This is a genomic window from Pseudooceanicola sp. LIPI14-2-Ac024, from assembly GCF_042188925.1.
GTDB lineage: Bacteria > Pseudomonadota > Alphaproteobacteria > Rhodobacterales > Rhodobacteraceae > Pseudooceanicola.
The window spans coordinates 2955093-2970912 of the sequence record NZ_CP170102.1; the positions used below are offsets into that span (position 1 = coordinate 2955093).

The window sequence follows — 15820 nt, forward strand, 5'->3', positions numbered from 1 at the left end:
CGCCGATACATGGAAAAAGACTTGGAGAGAGACATGGAGCAGCAGACCGTCCGCACCCCCGAAATGCCCGCGGCCGAGGATTTCATGGACCCGGCCGCCGCGGTCGAACGTCTGATCGAGCTTTACGAGATTGCCACCGGCTTCCTGCAGCGCGAGTTCCAGCAGGCGCTGGCGCAGGGTAACACCGGCACCCGGATCCGCGCCTTCTATCCCGAGGTCCGGATCAGCACGACGACCTATTCCCATGTCGACAGCCGGCTGGCCTTCGGGCACGTGCCCGATCCCGGCACCTATGCCGCCACGATCACCCGGCCGCGGATGTTCGCGAACTACCTGCGCCAGCAGATCGGCCTTCTGATCGGGAACCACGGCGTGCCGGTCCGTGTCGGCGTGTCGGGCACGCCGATGCCGCTGCATTTCGCCGTCGCCTCGGATGACGAGGTGACGATCCCGCAGTCCGGCGCGGCCAGTTTCCCGCTGCGCGACGTCTTCGACGTGCCGGACCTGACGACGACCAACGACGACATCGTCAACGGCACCTACACGACCCCGCCGGGCGAGGCGATGCCGCTCGCCCCCTTCACCGCGCAGCGGGTAGATTACTCCCTGGCCCGGCTGGCCCATTACACGGCGACGGACCCGGAGCATTTCCAGAACCACGTCCTTTTCACCAACTACCAGTTCTACGTGTCCGAGTTCGAGGCCTATGCCCGCCGGATGCTCGCCGATCCCGACAGTGGCTACACCAGCTTCGTCTCGACCGGGAATGCCGAGATCACCGAGCCGCTGGGGGACCTGCCGCGAACCTCTAAGATGCCGCAGATGCCGGCCTATCACCTCAAGCGCCCGAACTCGGCCGGGGTCACGCTGGTCAACATCGGCGTCGGCCCGTCGAACGCAAAGACCGCGACCGACCACATCGCCGTCCTGCGGCCCCATGCCTGGGTGATGGTCGGCCATTGCGCCGGTCTCAGGAACACCCAGTCGCTGGGCGATTTCGTCCTGGCCCATGCCTACCTGCGCGAGGACAAGGTGCTGGACGACGACCTGCCGGTCTGGGTCCCGATCCCCGCGCTGGCCGAGATCCAGGTCGCGCTGGAACAGGCGGTGGCCGAGGTGACCGAGCTCGAGGGCTACGATCTCAAGCGCATCATGCGGACCGGTACGGTCGCGACGCTCGACAACCGGAACTGGGAACTGCGCGACCAGAAGGGCCCGGTGCAGCGCCTCAGCCAGTCGCGGGCCGTCGCGCTTGACATGGAAAGCGCGACCATCGCCGCCAACGGCTTCCGCTTCCGCGTGCCATACGGCACCCTCCTGTGCATCAGCGACAAGCCGCTTCATGGTGAACTCAAGCTGCCCGGCATGGCCAGCGACTTCTACAAGACCCAGGTCGCGCGGCATCTCCTGATCGGGATTCGGGCCATGGAAACCTTGCGGGACATGCCGCTGGAGCGTATTCACAGCCGGAAATTGCGGTCCTTCGACGAGACGGCGTTTCTTTGAGGTGACACTGACCCCCGGTCAGGCCGGTTTTCGCCCCCCGACATGCGGATTTCCCTTGTTTTGCTGCACAAATTGTTGTGTTGCTCCCCAATATCCGGTTAACTCCGGAAATCGAGGCCCAACAGATCGGGCAGTAAAGGGAGACCAGCAATGGCAAAACCGTTGACCAAGACCCAATTGGTGGCCGCACTGGCCGAAGAAATGGGCACGGACAAGAAAGCCGCTTCGGCAGCTCTGGACGCAGTGACCAACGTCATCACCAAGGAAGTGTCCGAAGGCGGCGCAGTGACCCTGCCGGGCGTCGGCAAGATCTACTGCCGTGAGCGTCCCGAGCGCATGGTGCGCAACCCTGCCACCGGCGAGCAGTTCAAGAAAGAGGCCGACAAGGTGGTCAAGATGACCATCGCGAAGGCTCTGAAGGACAGCGTGAACGGCTGATCCCGGCATGTGCCGAGAGACGACGGGGCCGCCCATTGGGCGGCTCTTTTCGTTTGCGGGCCACCCGCACTCGACAGGTTATTTCGCTGCGGCCAGTGTGACGTGATGATGCCCTTCGACCTTCCACCGCTGCGGCCCGACATCGTGTTCCGCCGGTTGGGGGACGGGCCGGATGACCGGGACCTTGCGTTTGAGTTCAAGCGCGCGGCGCTCGGCCCGCACATCGTCAGCAGGTGGGGCTGGGACGAGGGTCTGCAGCGCGACCTTCACCGCCGGCGCTTTGCCGAGAAGCCTTTCCACGCGATCCGCCGGGGCACGGAGGACATCGGCACGCTGTCGGTCCAGCCGCTGGCGGACCACGTCCGCTTCGGTGAGTTCTACATCCGGCCCGACCAGCAGGGACGCGGGACGGGGACGCGCGTTCTGCGGCATTGCCTGGCGCTGGCCGATGCCCTCGGGCTTCCGGTGCGGCTGGAACACCTGCAATGGAACCCGGTCGGCGGGCTCTATCGGCGGCACGGCTTCGCCGAGGTCGGGCGTTCGGACATCCACGTGTTCCTCGAACGGCCCGTCGGGGCCGGATAGGTCCGCGGCCGGTTACAGCACCGGGCCGATCATCGCGATCGTGTTGTTCCAGAGCCGCCGCCAGACGCTCCAGGCCTCGACCTCCTCGATCGTAACACGGTGGCTGTCGGCGATGTATTCCTCCTGCCGGGCCAGCACCGCCTGCGCCAGCGCCTCGTGTTGGAAGAGGATGTTGTTCTCGTAGTTCAGCTCGAAGCTGCGCCGGTCGAGGTTGGCGGACCCGATCATCGCGAGGTCCTCGTCGACCACCAGCGACTTGGTGTGCAGCAGGCCCTTAGGATACTCGAAGATCTCGACACCGGCATCGAGCAGGTCGTGGTAGTAGCTGCGGCTCGCCGCCGCCACGATCCACGAATCATTGCGTTTCGGGACGACGAAGCGCACCCGCACGCCACGGTAGGCGGCGGCGCAGATCGACGACTGCATCGCCTCGGTCGGGACGTAGTAGGGCGTGGTGATCGTCAGGCTGTCGCGCGCGGCGTGCAGCAGCGCCTCGAACATCTCGGGCATGGCCGAGGCGCGGACCGTGGGGCCGGTGCCGTTGACCTGGGCGATCACGCCGCCGGCGACGCTTTGCTCCGGCGGGATGCGGGGCAGGTCGCGCAGGTCCTCGTCGACATGCGCCATCCAGTCCTGCACGAAGAGCCACTGGTTCTGCACCGCGATCGGCCCCTCGAAGCGGACCTGCATGTCGACCCAGGGCGCGAACTTGGCCTTCACGCGGAAGGCGGCGTCGGCGCAGTTCTGGCTGCCGCAATAGGTGATGCGGTTGTCGATCACCACGATCTTGCGGTGGTTGCGCAGGTCCACACGGCCCCGGATGGGATGCAGCAGCAGGAACCCCAGCGGCAGCGCGCGCGCGGTCCTGACCCCGGCCCGTTCCATCGAGGTCCAGTGCTCGGACCGCACCAGCTTGCGCGAGCCGAGGTCGTCGGCCATCGCCCGCACCGTCACGCCCCGTTGCGCCGCGCGGCGCAGCGCCTCGACCACGCGCAGCCCGCTCACGTCGTCGAGCCAGATGTAGAACAGCACGTGCACGTGATCCGTCGCGGCGTCGATGTCGGCCACGAGCCGGTCGATGGCATCGACGGAATCGTGCATCACCTCGGCGGTGTTGCCGCCGACGGGGCGGAATTCGCTGATCGACTGCCCGGTGCGAAAGATCGGCGCGTGGCGGCGGGCGACCAGTTCGTAGCGGTCGCCGCTCGGCAGGCCCTTGTGGGTCGTGTCGGCGGCCTGCGCGATCAGTGCATCGGTGACCTCGGCGATCTGCTTGTAACGGGCGGCCCGTTCGCGGCCGATGTTGGTTTCGCCGAAGAAGACATAGGCGATCATCCCGAGACCCGGCACCAGCACCATGATCATCACCCAGGCCAGCCGCGATGACGGCTCCCGGTTCGGGCGCAGCAGGGCCCGCATGATGAAAAGCGCGATGACGGTCAGGTAGGCAAAGAAGTAGAACGAAGGCATTGGAAAAGACCTTGTGCTGGAACGGGCTGGACCGCGCCTGCCCAGTATTCTCGCCCGGGGGCATCCGGTCAATCGTGCCTCAATGCCGGGATTGCGCCGGGCGTGCCTTTCACCCCCCGCGCCGATGTGGTTCTGTCGCGCGACCGGAAGCAAAGGGGATCGGCGGATGAGTGTCAGGGCGATGGTGTTGGGCCTGTTCTTCGCGTTGTTCTGGTCCTCGGCCTTCACCTCGGCCCGGGTGATCGTGGCCCATGCCCCGCCGCTCGCCTCCCTGTCGCTGCGCTTCCTCGTCTCGGGCGTGATCGGCGTGGCCCTGGCCTGGGCGCTTGGCGAAAGCTGGCGGCTGACCGCCGGGCAGCGCCGGGCGACGATCATCTTCGGCATCTGCCAGAACGCGCTCTACCTCGGGCTCTTCTTCGTCGCGATGCAGTGGATCGAGGCGGGGCTGGCCTCGATCATGGCCTCGACCATGCCGCTGATCGTTGCGGTGGCGAACCGGGTGATCTTCAAGGAACGGCTGGCGCCGATGGCGGTGCTGGGCCTCGGCCTCGGCTTCGGCGGGGTGATCATCATCATGTCCTCGCGGATCTCGGGCGGGGCAGATCCCTTCGGCCTGATGCTCTGCGTCATCGGCACGCTGGCGCTGGCGGTCGCGACGCTATCGGCGCGCGGCGCATCCTCGGGCGGGAACGTGCTGATGGTGGTGGGGCTGCAGATGCTGGTGGGGGCGGTCTGCCTCGCCCTCGCCTCGCTGGTTCTCGAGGACTGGTGGGTCGACATGACCACCCCGCTGGTCGTGGCCTTCGTCTACACCACGCTGGTGCCGGGACTGCTGGCGACCTGGATCTGGTTCACGCTGGTGAACGAGGTCGGCGCGATCCGGGCCTCGGTCTTTCACTTCCTCAACCCGTTCTTCGGGGTGCTCGTCGCGGCGCTGGTGCTGGGCGAGGCGATCGGGCTCAACGACATGATCGGCGTCGCGGTGGTGGCGGCGGGCATCCTGATGGTGCAGCTGTCGAAGGCGCAGAAGGTCGCCGCCGCCTGATCGCCCCGGCGCGCGCGGCGCCGGGGCAGGCCGTCACTTGTCGATCGATCCGCCGATCTGGGCGTTCACGATGCCGCCGTCCACGGTCAGCGTGTTGCCGACCACGTAGTCACCCGACGGCGCGGCGAGGTAGAGCGCGGCGGCCGCGATATCCTCGGGCTTGCCGATCCGGCCGTTCGGGATCCGCTTGCCGACATCGTCGCCATGGTCCCGCGCCGCCACGTTCATGTCGGACGCGAAGGCACCCGGCGCGATGGCGGTGACGTTGATCTGGTCCTGGATCAGCTCGGCCGCGACGCGGCGGGTCAGGTAGATCAGCCCGGCCTTCGAGGCGTGGTAGGCATAGGTGTCCCAGGGGTTCAGGCGCTGGCCGTCGATCGAGGCGATGTTGATCACCTTGGCCGGATGGTCGGCGCTCGCCCGTGCCTTGAGCATCGCGCGCAGCTTCTGGGTCAGGAAGAACGGCGCCTTGAGGTTCAGGTCCATCGACCGGTCCCAGCCCTTTTCGGGGTAGTCGTCGAACTTGTCGCCCCAGGCGATGCCCGCGTTGTTGATCAGGATGTCGAGCCCGTCCTCATGCTCTTTCAGCTGGGCGACGAGGGCCTCGATCCCCGCCATGGTCGACACGTCGCCGGGCAGGGCGATGCAGTTCGGCCCCAGCTCCTCGGCGGTGGCGAAACAGGCGTCGGCCTTGCGCGACGAGATGTAGACCTTGGCACCCGCGGCGATGAACGCCTCGGCGAAATGCTTGCCCAGCCCGCGCGAGCCGCCGGTGATCAGCGCCACCTTGCCCTTGAGCGAAAACAGGTTCGAAATATCCATGACCTCTCCTCCATTGGTCCGTTCCGCCCGGTGGCGGTTCGGCGGGACTATGGCCGATGCCCGGATCGGACGCCACGCGGAAATGAATTCCACACGGATGCGGGCGGCAAACATCGGCGCTTTTGCAGGGCGCCGGTGTTGACTTCCGGGCTGGGAGGTCGGCAACTCGTCCCGATACTTTCCTCATCCGAAGAGGTCCGAGATGAACCACCTGCCCAATTCCATCGAGGCGCGCGATGCCGCCGTCCACATGCACCCCTACACCGACGCCCGCGCGCTGCAGCAGAACGGCCCGACCGTCATGGCCAAGGGCGAAGGCGTGCACGTCTGGGACACCAACGGCAAGAAGTACATCGAAGGCATGGCCGGCCTCTGGTCGGTCGGCGTCGGCTTCTCGGAACCGCGCCTGGTCGAGGCCGCGGCCAAGCAGATGGCCGAGCTGCCCTACTACCACACCTTCGCCATGCGCTCGCACACCCCGGCGGTCGAACTGGCCGAGAAGCTGATCGAGATGGCGCCCAAGCTGGACAACCCGATGTCCAAGGTGTTCTTCACCAACTCCGGCTCCGAGGCGAACGACACCGTCGCCAAGATGATCTGGTACCGGTCGAACAACCTGGGCCAGCCCGAGCGCAAGAAGATCATCAGCCGGATCCGCGGCTACCACGGCATCACCATCGCCTCGGGTTCGATGACCGGCCTGCCGGCGAACCACGGCTCGTTCGATCTGCCGATCGACCGCTTCAAGCACACCGGCTCACCGCACCACTGGCGCGAGGCGATGGACGGCGAAACCGAGGAAGAGTTCTCGAAACGCCGCGCCGCCGAGCTGGAAGAGATGATCCTGGCCGAGGGCCCCGAGACCATCGCCGCCTTCATCGGCGAGCCGGTCATGGGCGCGGGCGGCGTGATCGTGCCGCCCAAGGGCTACTGGGCAGAAATCCAGAAGGTGCTCAAGAAATACGACATCCTGCTGATCGCGGACGAGGTCATCAACGGCCTGGGCCGGACCGGCAACATGTGGGGCACCGAGACCTGCGAGATGCAGCCGGACATCATGGTGACCTCCAAGCAGCTGTCGTCGTCCTACCTGCCGATCAGCGCGATCATGATCAACGAGAAGGTGTTCGGCCCGATCGCGGATGAATCGCACACCATCGGCACCTTCGGACACGGCTTCACCGGCGGCGGCCATCCGGTCGCGGCGGCGGTCGCGCTGGAAAACCTCAAGATCATCGAGGAACGCGACCTGCTGGGCAACGTCCGCAAGGTCGGCCCGCACATGCAGAAACGCCTGTCGGCCCTGACCGCGCATCCGCTGGTCGGCGAACACCGCGGCGTGGGCCTGATCGCGGCGCTGGAACTGGTCACCGACAAGGCCGCCAAGACCGCGCTGGAAAAGCCCGGCGCGCTTGGCGCTCGGGTCGGCGCGGCGCTGTTCGAGGCCGGTGTCATCTCGCGCAACATGGGTGACGCGCTGGCGTTCTGCCCGCCGATGATCATCACCGAGGCGCAGGTCGACGAGATGGTCGACGCGGTCGAAGGCGCGCTGGACAAGGTCGCCAAGGAGCTCGGCCTGATGTGAGGGGATCGCCGCCCGCGGCGGCGAAGACCTTCTGGGCTGGATTGCCCGGGAACACGAGGGGGCGCGGCCGCAGGGGCGCGCCCCTTTCGCGTGGGCTCAGGCGCGCAGGCCTCTCGACAGGCTGGTCACGGCAAAGACGGCAACCGCCACCGTGATGATCGAGGGCCCCGCCGGGCTGTCGAGCTGGAAGGCCAGCCACAACCCGCCAAGCGCCGAAAAGGCCGAGATCAGCGCGGCATAGATCGCCATCTGCTCGGGCGTGCGCGACAGCGGCCGCGCAGCGGCGGCGGGAATGATGACCAGCGCGGTGATCAGCAGCGCCCCCACGACCTTGATCGACACCGCGACCACGAGGGCGAGCGCCAGGGTCAGGATCCGCTTCTCGCGCGCCGGGTCGATGCCGGAGGCAGCGGCAAGGTCCGGGTTCACCGTCGCGGTCAGCAGCGCCTGCCAGCGCCACATCAGCAGCCCGCCGACCACCGCCGCGCCGACCCAGATCACCGCGAGGTCGGATTTCGACACCGACAGGATGTCGCCGAAGAGATACCCCTCGAGGTCGATCCGCGCGCCGGGCACGAAGGCCACCGCCATCAGCCCGAGCGCCAGCGCACCATGTGCCAGCACGCCCAGCACGGTGTCGACCCCCTGCCAGCGGTCGCTCAGCCCTGAAACGGTCAGCGCCATCACCGTGGCCACCGCCAGCACGCCCCAGGTCACCGGCAGCGAAAAGCCCAGCGACAGCGCCACGCCCAGGATCGCGGCATGGGCCGTCGCATCGCCGAAATAGGCCATCCGCCGCCAGACCACGAAGCAGCCCAGCAGCGAGGCGACCAGCCCGACGCCGACCCCAGCCAGCGCGGCGCGGATCGCGAAATCGTCCAGCATCACTGTGCTCCGTGGGCGTGGTCATGGGCATGATCGTGATCATGCGCATGGTCGTGGTGGTGATCGTGGTCATGCCGGTAGAGCGCCAGCGCCCCGCCGGTGCCCGACCCGAAGAGGGCGCGGTACTCGGGCGCCGATGAGACATGCTCCGGCGCGCCCTCGCAGCAGACGTGACCGTTCAGGCAGATCACCCTGTCGCTGGCGCTCATCACCACGTGCAGTTCGTGGCTGACCATCAGCACGGCACAACCCAGGTCGGTGCGCAGGTCCTCGATCAGCCGGTAGAAGGCGGCCGAGCCGGGCTGGTCCAGCCCCTGCGTCGCCTCGTCCAGCATCAGGACCTGCGGGCTTTGCAGCAGGGCGCGGGCCAGCAGAACGCGCTGGAACTGCCCGCCGGACAGGTCGGTCATCTGCCGCGCCGCGACTTCGGCCGGCAGCCCGGCCCGGTCAAGCGCGGCGTCGGCCTGCGCGGCGGTGGCGCGGCGCGGCAGGTCGAGGAACCGGCGCGCGGTCAGCGGCAGGGTCGGATCGACGTGCAGTTTCTGGGGGACATAGCCGACGCGCAGCCCCGGCGCGCGCAGGATGCGTCCGCCGGTCGCTGTCTCGGCCCCGGCCAGCAGCCGCAACAGGGTCGATTTCCCCGATCCGTTCGGGCCGACGAGCGTCACGATCTCGCCCGCGTCGAGGTGAAAATCGACATGGTCCAGCACCGTGCGCCCGCCATAGCGCATCGCCAGACCCTGGGTGGTGATCAGTCGCGTCACGCGGCGTCCTTCTGGCAGGACGGGCAGAGCCCCTCGGCCTCGACGACGGTGGATTCGATGACAAAGCCCGTGGCGGTGGAAATCGGCGCCTGCGCCTCGGCCTCGGCGACATGACCGCAGGCGCGGCAGATCAGCAGGGCCGGCACGTGCGATTCGCCGGGATGGCCGCAGGCGACAAAGGCGTTCAGCTTCTCGACCCGGTGGACAAAGCCGTTCTCGACCAGAAAGTTCAGCGCGCGGTAGGCAATCGGCGGCTTCGATCCCAGCCCCTCGGCGGCCAGCCGGTCGAGCACGTCGTAGGCGCCCATGGCGGCATGGTTTTCCAGCAGGATCTCAAGCACCCGGCGCCGCACCGGCGTCAGTTGGAGCTTGCGCGCGTCGCAGGTGGCCTGCGCCGTGTCCATTGCGCTGGCAACGCAGGCCGCGTGATCGTGGCTCTGAAAGCCCAGGGGGGTATCGTCGTTTTTCATCTTGATGTGTTATATTGTATCAACTAGGGGATTGTCACCCAAAAAGAAACGAGAGTCCGATGCGCTTCCTCATGTCTGCCAGCCTGATCGCCCTGTCCACCCCGGTTCTTGCCGATGGTCCCAAGGTGGTGGCGGATATCGCCCCGGTCCAATCCCTTGTCGCACAGGTGATGGCCGGTGTGGGAGAGCCCGGCCTGCTGATCCAGCCCGGCGTGTCGCCGCACGGCTACGCCCTGCGCCCGTCCGAGGCCCGGATGCTGTCGAACGCCGACATCATGGTCTGGGTGGGCGAGGCAAGTACCCCCTGGCTGCACGAGACGCTGGATAGCCTCGCGCCCGACGCCGCGTCGATGGAACTGCTCGAAGTCGAGGGCACCCGCGTCCTCGCCCCGCGCGAGGGCGCCAATTTCGCGGCGCATGACCACGATCATGACCACGGCGACCATGCCGAAGGGGCGCACGACGACGACCATGCGGATCATTCGGAAGAGGGCCACGATCACGACCACGCGGACCACGCCGAGGCTGACCACGACCACGCCGAACATGCCGACGACGATCACGACCACGCGGGTCACGACCACGACGACCACGCCCACGAGGAGGTCGATCCGCACGCCTGGCTCGACCCGCGGAACGCGCAGGTCTGGCTGGGCGCCATCGCCGAGGCATTGGCCAAGGCCGATCCGGCCAATGCCGCGACCTACCGCGACAACGCCGCCAAGGCGGTCGCCGATCTCGATGCGCTGCAGGCTCGTATCCAGGCCCAGATCGACACTCTTTCGGGCGAATTCGTGACCTTCCATGACGCCTACCAGTATTTCGAGACGCGCTTCGACTACCCGGCACACGGCTCGCTCTCGGCCTCGGACGCGGTCGATCCCGGCCCGGCCCGGATCGCCGAGCTGCACGACATGGTCGCCTCCGACGGCATCGTCTGCCTCTTTGCCGAGCCGCAATTCAACCCCCGCCAGGTGAACACGCTGGCCGATGACCTCGGCGTGCGGACCGGCACGCTCGATCCGATCGGCGCGGGGCTGGAACCGGGCGCCGAACATTATGCCGCACTGTTGAGCGGGCTGGCCGACGGCCTCTCGGCCTGCCTCGACCGCAAGGCGGACTGAATCAGGCTCTATTTCACCCAGATCGCGCGGAAGTCGTTCACGTTCGTGCCGGTCGGTCCCGGCACGAACAACAAATCCGCCGCCTCGAACGCGCCCCAGGCGTCATGGCCGGTCAATGCTTCGGCCGGGTCGACCCCGGCCGCCCGCATCGCCGCGACCGTGTCGCCATCGGCAAAGGCGCCGGCGTTGTCCTCGGACCCGTCGATCCCGTCGGTGTCCGCGGCCAGCGCGGCCACGCCATCGAGGCCGTCGAGCACCATCGCCAGCGACAACAGGAACTCGGTGTTGCGCCCGCCACGCCCGCCGGCCTGTCGGATCGTCACCGTCGTTTCGCCGCCCGACAGCAGGACCACCGGCCGGGCAAAGGGCCGGTCCCGCAGCACCACCTCGCGCGCGATGGCGGCGTGCACCTTGGCGACCTCGCGCGCCTCGCCCTCGACCGCGTCCGACAGGATCACCGCCGGCACCCCGCGCGCCTCGGACAGCGCCCGGGCGGCGTCCAGCGACCGCGCGGCCGAGGCGATGACATGCACCGCGTTGCGGGCCAGCGCCGGGTCGTCCGGCGCGGGCGCATCCTCGGGCGCGGTCCCGAGGAACGCGGTGATCCGCTCCGGCAGGTCGATCCCGAAGGTCCGGACCGCCGCCAGCGCCTCGGCCCGTCCGCTGGCGCTCGGCACCGTGGGGCCACTCGCCACCTCGGCCGGGTCGTCGCCGGGCACGTCCGACACGATCAGCGACACCATACGCGCGGGCAGGGCGGCCTGCGCCAGCCGACCGCCTTTGACCCGGCTGACCTGCTTTCGGATCGCGTTCATCGCCGAGATCGGCGCGCCGGACGCCAGCAGCGCCTCGTTTAGCGCCACCTCGTCATCCAGCGTCAGCCCCTCGGGCGGCGCGGCCAGCAGCGCCGATCCCCCGCCGGTGATCAGGGCCACGACCAGGTCGTCCTCGGTCAGCCCGTCGAGCGCCGCCAGAACCGCGCGCGTGGCGGATTCGCCCGCAGCGTCGGGCACCGGGTGCGCCGCCTCGATCACCTTCAGCCAGCGGCAGGCGGCGGCATAGCCGTAGCGCGTGACCACCACGCCCTCGACCGGTGTGCCCCAGAGGTCCTCGAACGCCGCCGCCAGCTGTGCCGCACCCTTGCCCGCGCCGATCACCACGGTCCTGCCCTTCGGTTTCTCGGGCAGGAAATCCTTCAGCGCCTCGGCCGGGTCGGCGGCGGCCACGGCGGCGTCGAAAAGGTCGGTCAGGAACTGGCGGGTGTCTGGGTCGATGCTCATGCTCGGCAGGTTAGGGCGCGATGCCATCCCCCGCCAGTGCGATTGCCAAAGTCCCGCGGCGCGCCTAGGCTCCGTCAAATTCTTCCAGCAGGATTGGAGGCCCGCCATGGACGGCAAATTCCAGGACAACGACATCAGCAAGATCGTGGAGGCCGACCGGGCAAACGTCTGGCACCACCTGACCCAGCACAAGCCCTTCGAGACCGGCGAACCCCGGATCATCACCGAGGGCCGCGGCATGCGGGTCTGGGACCAGAAGGGCACGGAATACCTCGACGCCGTCTCGGGCGGGGTCTGGACGGTCAACGTCGGCTATGGCCGCGAGAGCATTGCCGACGCGGTGCGCGAACAGCTGGTGAAGCTCAACTATTTCGCGGGGTCGGCCGGGTCGATCCCCGGCGCGCTCTTTTCCGAGAAGCTGCTGGAGAAGATGCCGGGGATGAGCCGGGTCTACTACTGCAACTCCGGCTCCGAGGCGAACGAGAAAGCGTTCAAGATGATCCGCCAGATCGCGCACAAGCGCTACGGCGGCGAGAAGTACAAGATCCTCTACCGCGAACGCGACTACCACGGCACGACCATCGCCTGCCTCTCGGGTGGCGGCCAGGACGAGCGGAACGCCCAGTACGGCCCCTTCGCCCCGGGCTTCGTCGCGGTGCCGCACTGCCTCGAATACCGTGCCCAGTGGGATGTCGAGGATTACGGCCGCCGCGCCGCGGACGCGATCGAAGAGGTCATCCTGCGCGAGGGCCCCGAGACCGTCGGCGGTCTCTGCCTTGAACCCATCACCGCCGGCGGCGGCGTCATCACCCCGCCCGAAGGCTACTGGGAGCGGGTGCAGGAGATCTGCCGCAAGTACGACATCCTGCTGCACATCGACGAGGTCGTCTGCGGCATCGGCCGGACGGGCAAATGGTTCGGCTACCAGCATTACGGAATCGAACCCGACTTCGTGACCATGGCCAAGGGCGTCGCCTCGGGCTACGCGGCCATCGCCTGCTGCGTCACGACCGAGAAGGTGTTCGAGATGTTCAAGGATGACGCCTCGGACCCGCTGAACTACTTCCGCGACATCTCGACCTTCGGTGGCTGCACCGCCGGCCCGGCCGCGGCGCTTGAGAACATGCGCATCATCGAGGAGGAGGGCCTGCTCGAGAACTGCGAGAAGATGGGCGCCCGCCTGATGGGGAACCTGCGCAAGCTGGCCGAAAAGCATGCCGTGATCGGCGATGTGCGCGGCAAGGGCCTGTTCTGCGGGGCCGAGCTGGTCGCGGACCGCGCGACCAAGGAGCCTGTGGACGAGAAGCTGGCCCAGAAGGTCGTCGCCGAATGCTCGGCCGAACGGGTCATCATCGGTGTCACCAACCGCTCGATCCCCGGCCACAACAACACGCTGACCTTCAGCCCCGCGCTGATCGCGACCGAGGCCGACATCGACGCGATCACCGATGCCGTCGACGTGGCCCTGACGCGGGTCTTCGGCTGAGCTGATTGCGCTGCGCCGGTCAGGCCTCTGACCGGCGCGCCAGCCACACCGTCGCCCCGCCGCAGGCGCGATCCTCGACGACATGGCGCAGCACCTCGAACCCGTTCGACCCCAGAAGCGTACAGTATTCGGCGGTGTCGAGGCTGCCGTGATAGAGCGGCTCTCCCTCGAACTCTCCCATGGCGATGCCCCGACCGGTTCCGCTGGTGAACATCAGCGGTGCGCCCGGCCGCGTGAGATCGCGAAACCGGGGGAACATTGCCTCCTGCGCCGCCGGTGTCAGGTGAAAGAAGCTGTGCCAGGCGATCACCCCGTCGAAGGGGCCGAGCGGTGGCAGGCTCCGCATGTCGGCGACGATCCAGCGCTGGCCGGGCAGCGCCGCCTGCGCCCGTTCGATCATTGCCGCGGCGCCGTCGACGCCGGTGACCCGGCACCCCGCCTGCGCCATGTATCCGGCCATCGGCTGTCCGGTGCCGCAGCCGAGGTCCAGCACCTCGGCCCCCTGGGGCACTTCTGAAAGGAAGGCGTCGAGCCAGCCGCGTTCCATCAGGTCCCGGTTGCGACGCCGCGCAAAGGCCGCCGCGTGCCGCTGGTAGAGCGACAGGATGCCCTCGGCCGCCGCCTCGCTCACCGGCGCACCCGCCTCAGCCCTTGTCCTTGTTCCACCAGCGCGACACCTTCACCCGCTGGTCGTCGATCGCGTCACCCATCTCTTCGAGCTTCGGATCGATGCTGCGCTGCCGGAACCGCCGCCAGCGCACCCAGATCGCCCAGGTGATGGCGGCCAGGATCACCAGGATCACGATGCTGACCCACGGCACGGTCGAGGCGTCGGGGCCCGACACCTGCTTGACCCCCACGGCGTTTGGGAAGCTCGAGAAGAACTCGTTCCGCCAGCCATAGTGGGTGATCTTCACCCATTTCGGGTTCTCGGCGGTGGATTTCAGGTCCGACGCCTCGGCCTGCAGGTTCGCGGTGTCGAACTTGAAGTAGGGCGGCCAGCCCCATCCGGTGTCCTCGTTGCGATAGACCATCACCTTGCCGTTCGGCCGCACGGTCTGGATGAAGAACACGTCGCGGTTCGACAGGGTCCCGTCGCTGCCCACGTCGGGCGAGGCCCAGAAGATCGAGTTGTCGCCGAAGTCGATCCGCCGCTCGTAGGTGTCGGTGACCCGGGCGATGTCGTGCTGCGGCAGGGTGTAGTGCAGGAAGCCCAGCACCAGCAGCCAGAACAACCCCCAGAATGTCCACTTCACGTAGCGCATCGCGACCCCCTCAATGATAGTTCACGGCATAGATGATCGCCCCGATGACGACCAGAGGCACGATGTAGACCAGCAGGATCAGTTTTCGACGAAAGCCGGTGTCGTAGTCCTCCAGCCCTTCGCGCACATAGGCGTCGCGGTCGCCGGGGCGGCCCTCCTCCTCCCACCAGGCCTCCAGCTTGCGCCGCCGCACCCGGCGCGACCAGACCGAGACGAGCGCGTAGACCAGCGACATCAGCGCAAAGCCCACCAGCAGGATCGGGACGAAGCCGTACATGGCCTCAGCCCTGCCGCCGTTGCCAGACGATCCACAGCGACCGGGCCAGCGCCAGCACCGGCGCGGCCAGCAGCCCGGCCCAGACGGTCAGCGCGAAGCCCAGCGGATCGGCATGGTCGAGCGCGGCCAGCCAGCGGCCCACCCCCATCTCGATCAGCAGGACCCAGATCGCATCGATGACCAGCGCGCCCGCCACCGCCAGCGCGCAAAGCCGCCCGCCCGACAGCGTGGGCCAGCGCCCGGCCAGCCAGGCCGGCAGCATCAGCGCGAAGAAGAGCGGCACGGCGGCCGCGATCAGCGCGCTCACCGGGCACCTCGGGGCATGGCGCGGGGGACGGGGCGCCTGTCGGGAATCGTTACCATCCCCCGACTATGGGCGGGCGGCGGCGCAAATGCACCCCGCAACACGGGCATCTTGCCAGCCCCGGCGGACTGCGGCAGCGTGGCCGGCAAAAAGGAGCCGTCCATGCCCATCCTCCCCGTCACCCCGTCCGGCACACCCGAGGTCGAGCGCCCGGATCCCGCCAAGCTGATCGACGGCGACCCGGTCTTCACCACCTGGAACCTCGAAGAGCGCGACGGCCTCTACTGCGGCATCTGGGAATCGACCCCCGGCATCTGGCGGATCAGCTACGACGAATGGGAATACTGCCGTATCCTCGCCGGACATTCGGTCATCACCGAAGAGGGCGGCACGTCCTTCGAGGCCCGCGCTGGCGACAGCTTTGTCATCCCGCCGGGCTTCAAGGGCACCTGGCAGGTGATCGAAACCACCCGCAAGGATTACGTCATCCGGCTCTGACACAGGGCCGGATGCC

Annotated in this window: 18 protein-coding genes; 8 read left to right on the top strand and 10 right to left on the bottom strand. The window is 67.9% G+C overall.

All coding sequences use genetic code 11. The features are described from left to right. The first annotated feature begins 33 nt into the window (after window positions 1-33). From ACE2AC_RS14515 to ACE2AC_RS14525, 3 genes are all read left to right on the top strand, one after another. Complete coding sequence (locus ACE2AC_RS14515; RefSeq protein WP_375688146.1) at window positions 34-1506, top strand: AMP nucleosidase; 1473 nt, start codon at window positions 34-36, stop codon at window positions 1504-1506. A 150-nt stretch (window positions 1507-1656) separates the two neighbouring features. After that, window positions 1657-1944 carry an HU family DNA-binding protein gene (locus tag ACE2AC_RS14520; protein ID WP_375688147.1) on the top strand — a complete coding sequence of 96 codons (288 nt, stop codon included), beginning with the start codon at window positions 1657-1659 and terminating at the stop codon, window positions 1942-1944. A 105-nt stretch (window positions 1945-2049) separates the two neighbouring features. Continuing rightward, complete coding sequence (locus ACE2AC_RS14525) at window positions 2050-2529, top strand: GNAT family N-acetyltransferase (RefSeq protein ID WP_375688149.1); 480 nt, start codon at window positions 2050-2052, stop codon at window positions 2527-2529. Between the two features lie 12 nt (window positions 2530-2541). Here the strand turns inward: ACE2AC_RS14525 and cls are convergent, their stop codons facing one another. Next, window positions 2542-3999, bottom strand: a complete 1458-nt coding sequence (gene cls, locus ACE2AC_RS14530; RefSeq protein ID WP_375688150.1) for a cardiolipin synthase — start codon at window positions 3997-3999, stop codon at window positions 2542-2544. A 166-nt stretch (window positions 4000-4165) separates the two neighbouring features. On the opposite strand from cls, the gene ACE2AC_RS14535 reads away from it, so the two are divergent. After that, complete coding sequence (locus tag ACE2AC_RS14535) at window positions 4166-5044, top strand: DMT family transporter (RefSeq protein ID WP_375688151.1); 879 nt, start codon at window positions 4166-4168, stop codon at window positions 5042-5044. Window positions 5045-5077: 33 nt separating this feature from the next. Here the strand turns inward: ACE2AC_RS14535 and ACE2AC_RS14540 are convergent, their stop codons facing one another. Then, window positions 5078-5866, bottom strand: a complete 789-nt coding sequence (locus ACE2AC_RS14540) for an SDR family oxidoreductase (protein ID WP_375688152.1) — start codon at window positions 5864-5866, stop codon at window positions 5078-5080. A gap of 202 nt (window positions 5867-6068) precedes the next feature. On the opposite strand from ACE2AC_RS14540, the gene ACE2AC_RS14545 reads away from it, so the two are divergent. Then, window positions 6069-7451 carry an aspartate aminotransferase family protein gene (locus ACE2AC_RS14545; protein ID WP_375688153.1) on the top strand — a complete coding sequence of 461 codons (1383 nt, stop codon included), beginning with the start codon at window positions 6069-6071 and terminating at the stop codon, window positions 7449-7451. A 96-nt stretch (window positions 7452-7547) separates the two neighbouring features. Here ACE2AC_RS14545 and ACE2AC_RS14550 read toward each other — a convergent pair whose 3' ends face one another. The 3 genes from ACE2AC_RS14550 to ACE2AC_RS14560 are packed head-to-tail and all read right to left on the bottom strand — an operon-like array spanning window position 7548 to window position 9570. Next, window positions 7548-8336 carry a metal ABC transporter permease gene (locus ACE2AC_RS14550; RefSeq protein ID WP_375688155.1) on the bottom strand — a complete coding sequence of 263 codons (789 nt, stop codon included), beginning with the start codon at window positions 8334-8336 and terminating at the stop codon, window positions 7548-7550. Then, window positions 8336-9067, bottom strand: a complete 732-nt coding sequence (locus tag ACE2AC_RS14555) for an ATP-binding cassette domain-containing protein (protein WP_375692116.1) — start codon at window positions 9065-9067, stop codon at window positions 8336-8338. Before ACE2AC_RS14555 ends, ACE2AC_RS14550 begins: the two co-directional genes overlap by 1 nt. Window positions 9068-9096: 29 nt before the next feature. Beyond that, on the bottom strand, window positions 9097-9570 hold the full coding sequence (locus tag ACE2AC_RS14560; protein ID WP_375688156.1) for a transcriptional repressor: 474 nt from the start codon (window positions 9568-9570) through the stop codon (window positions 9097-9099). Between the two features lie 59 nt (window positions 9571-9629). Here ACE2AC_RS14560 and ACE2AC_RS14565 point away from each other — a divergent pair, with 59 nt between their 5' ends. After that, the gene (locus ACE2AC_RS14565) at window positions 9630-10694 is read left to right on the top strand and encodes a zinc ABC transporter substrate-binding protein (RefSeq protein WP_375688157.1); all 1065 of its coding nucleotides are present in this window, start codon (window positions 9630-9632) and stop codon (window positions 10692-10694) included. An 8-nt stretch (window positions 10695-10702) separates the two neighbouring features. Here ACE2AC_RS14565 and ACE2AC_RS14570 read toward each other — a convergent pair whose 3' ends face one another. After that, the gene (locus tag ACE2AC_RS14570; RefSeq protein WP_375688158.1) at window positions 10703-11974 is read right to left on the bottom strand and encodes a glycerate kinase; all 1272 of its coding nucleotides are present in this window, start codon (window positions 11972-11974) and stop codon (window positions 10703-10705) included. A gap of 106 nt (window positions 11975-12080) precedes the next feature. Between ACE2AC_RS14570 and ACE2AC_RS14575 the strand changes: the two genes are divergently transcribed. Continuing rightward, complete coding sequence (locus ACE2AC_RS14575) at window positions 12081-13460, top strand: aspartate aminotransferase family protein (RefSeq protein ID WP_375688159.1); 1380 nt, start codon at window positions 12081-12083, stop codon at window positions 13458-13460. Window positions 13461-13479: 19 nt separating this feature from the next. Here the strand turns inward: ACE2AC_RS14575 and ACE2AC_RS14580 are convergent, their stop codons facing one another. From ACE2AC_RS14580 to ACE2AC_RS14595, 4 genes are read right to left on the bottom strand one after another with little or no spacing between them, the layout of a single operon-like run. Then, entirely contained in the window at window positions 13480-14091 is a 612-nt protein-coding gene (locus tag ACE2AC_RS14580) for a class I SAM-dependent methyltransferase (protein WP_375688160.1), read from the bottom strand. Window positions 14092-14104: 13 nt separating this feature from the next. Beyond that, window positions 14105-14725 carry a DUF1523 family protein gene (locus ACE2AC_RS14585; RefSeq protein WP_375688161.1) on the bottom strand — a complete coding sequence of 207 codons (621 nt, stop codon included), beginning with the start codon at window positions 14723-14725 and terminating at the stop codon, window positions 14105-14107. Between the two features lie 10 nt (window positions 14726-14735). After that, a complete protein-coding gene (locus ACE2AC_RS14590; protein WP_375688162.1) occupies window positions 14736-15002 on the bottom strand; it encodes a hypothetical protein in 267 nt (88 codons plus the stop codon). Window positions 15003-15006: 4 nt separating this feature from the next. Continuing rightward, the gene (locus tag ACE2AC_RS14595) at window positions 15007-15309 is read right to left on the bottom strand and encodes a hypothetical protein (RefSeq protein ID WP_375688163.1); all 303 of its coding nucleotides are present in this window, start codon (window positions 15307-15309) and stop codon (window positions 15007-15009) included. Window positions 15310-15468: 159 nt separating this feature from the next. Between ACE2AC_RS14595 and ACE2AC_RS14600 the strand changes: the two genes are divergently transcribed. Next, window positions 15469-15804, top strand: a complete 336-nt coding sequence (locus ACE2AC_RS14600; RefSeq protein ID WP_375688164.1) for a cupin domain-containing protein — start codon at window positions 15469-15471, stop codon at window positions 15802-15804. Window positions 15805-15820: the final 16 nt, after the last annotated feature.

What these genes read in the sequence shown, in the direction of transcription:
- ACE2AC_RS14515 (WP_375688146.1), top strand. Translation starts at nt 34, where the DNA reads ATGGAGCAGCAGACCGTCCGCACCCCCGAAATGCCCGCGGCCGAGGAT.
- ACE2AC_RS14520 (WP_375688147.1), top strand. Translation starts at nt 1,657, where the DNA reads ATGGCAAAACCGTTGACCAAGACCCAATTGGTGGCCGCACTGGCCGAA.
- ACE2AC_RS14525 (WP_375688149.1), top strand. Translation starts at nt 2,050, where the DNA reads ATGATGCCCTTCGACCTTCCACCGCTGCGGCCCGACATCGTGTTCCGC.
- cls (WP_375688150.1), bottom strand. Translation starts at nt 3,999, where the DNA reads ATGCCTTCGTTCTACTTCTTTGCCTACCTGACCGTCATCGCGCTTTTC.
- ACE2AC_RS14535 (WP_375688151.1), top strand. Translation starts at nt 4,166, where the DNA reads ATGAGTGTCAGGGCGATGGTGTTGGGCCTGTTCTTCGCGTTGTTCTGG.
- ACE2AC_RS14540 (WP_375688152.1), bottom strand. Translation starts at nt 5,866, where the DNA reads ATGGATATTTCGAACCTGTTTTCGCTCAAGGGCAAGGTGGCGCTGATC.
- ACE2AC_RS14545 (WP_375688153.1), top strand. Translation starts at nt 6,069, where the DNA reads ATGAACCACCTGCCCAATTCCATCGAGGCGCGCGATGCCGCCGTCCAC.
- ACE2AC_RS14550 (WP_375688155.1), bottom strand. Translation starts at nt 8,336, where the DNA reads ATGCTGGACGATTTCGCGATCCGCGCCGCGCTGGCTGGGGTCGGCGTC.
- ACE2AC_RS14555 (WP_375692116.1), bottom strand. Translation starts at nt 9,067, where the DNA reads ATGCGCTATGGCGGGCGCACGGTGCTGGACCATGTCGATTTTCACCTC.
- ACE2AC_RS14560 (WP_375688156.1), bottom strand. Translation starts at nt 9,570, where the DNA reads ATGAAAAACGACGATACCCCCCTGGGCTTTCAGAGCCACGATCACGCG.
- ACE2AC_RS14565 (WP_375688157.1), top strand. Translation starts at nt 9,630, where the DNA reads ATGCGCTTCCTCATGTCTGCCAGCCTGATCGCCCTGTCCACCCCGGTT.
- ACE2AC_RS14570 (WP_375688158.1), bottom strand. Translation starts at nt 11,974, where the DNA reads ATGAGCATCGACCCAGACACCCGCCAGTTCCTGACCGACCTTTTCGAC.
- ACE2AC_RS14575 (WP_375688159.1), top strand. Translation starts at nt 12,081, where the DNA reads ATGGACGGCAAATTCCAGGACAACGACATCAGCAAGATCGTGGAGGCC.
- ACE2AC_RS14585 (WP_375688161.1), bottom strand. Translation starts at nt 14,725, where the DNA reads ATGCGCTACGTGAAGTGGACATTCTGGGGGTTGTTCTGGCTGCTGGTG.
- ACE2AC_RS14590 (WP_375688162.1), bottom strand. Translation starts at nt 15,002, where the DNA reads ATGTACGGCTTCGTCCCGATCCTGCTGGTGGGCTTTGCGCTGATGTCG.
- ACE2AC_RS14600 (WP_375688164.1), top strand. Translation starts at nt 15,469, where the DNA reads ATGCCCATCCTCCCCGTCACCCCGTCCGGCACACCCGAGGTCGAGCGC.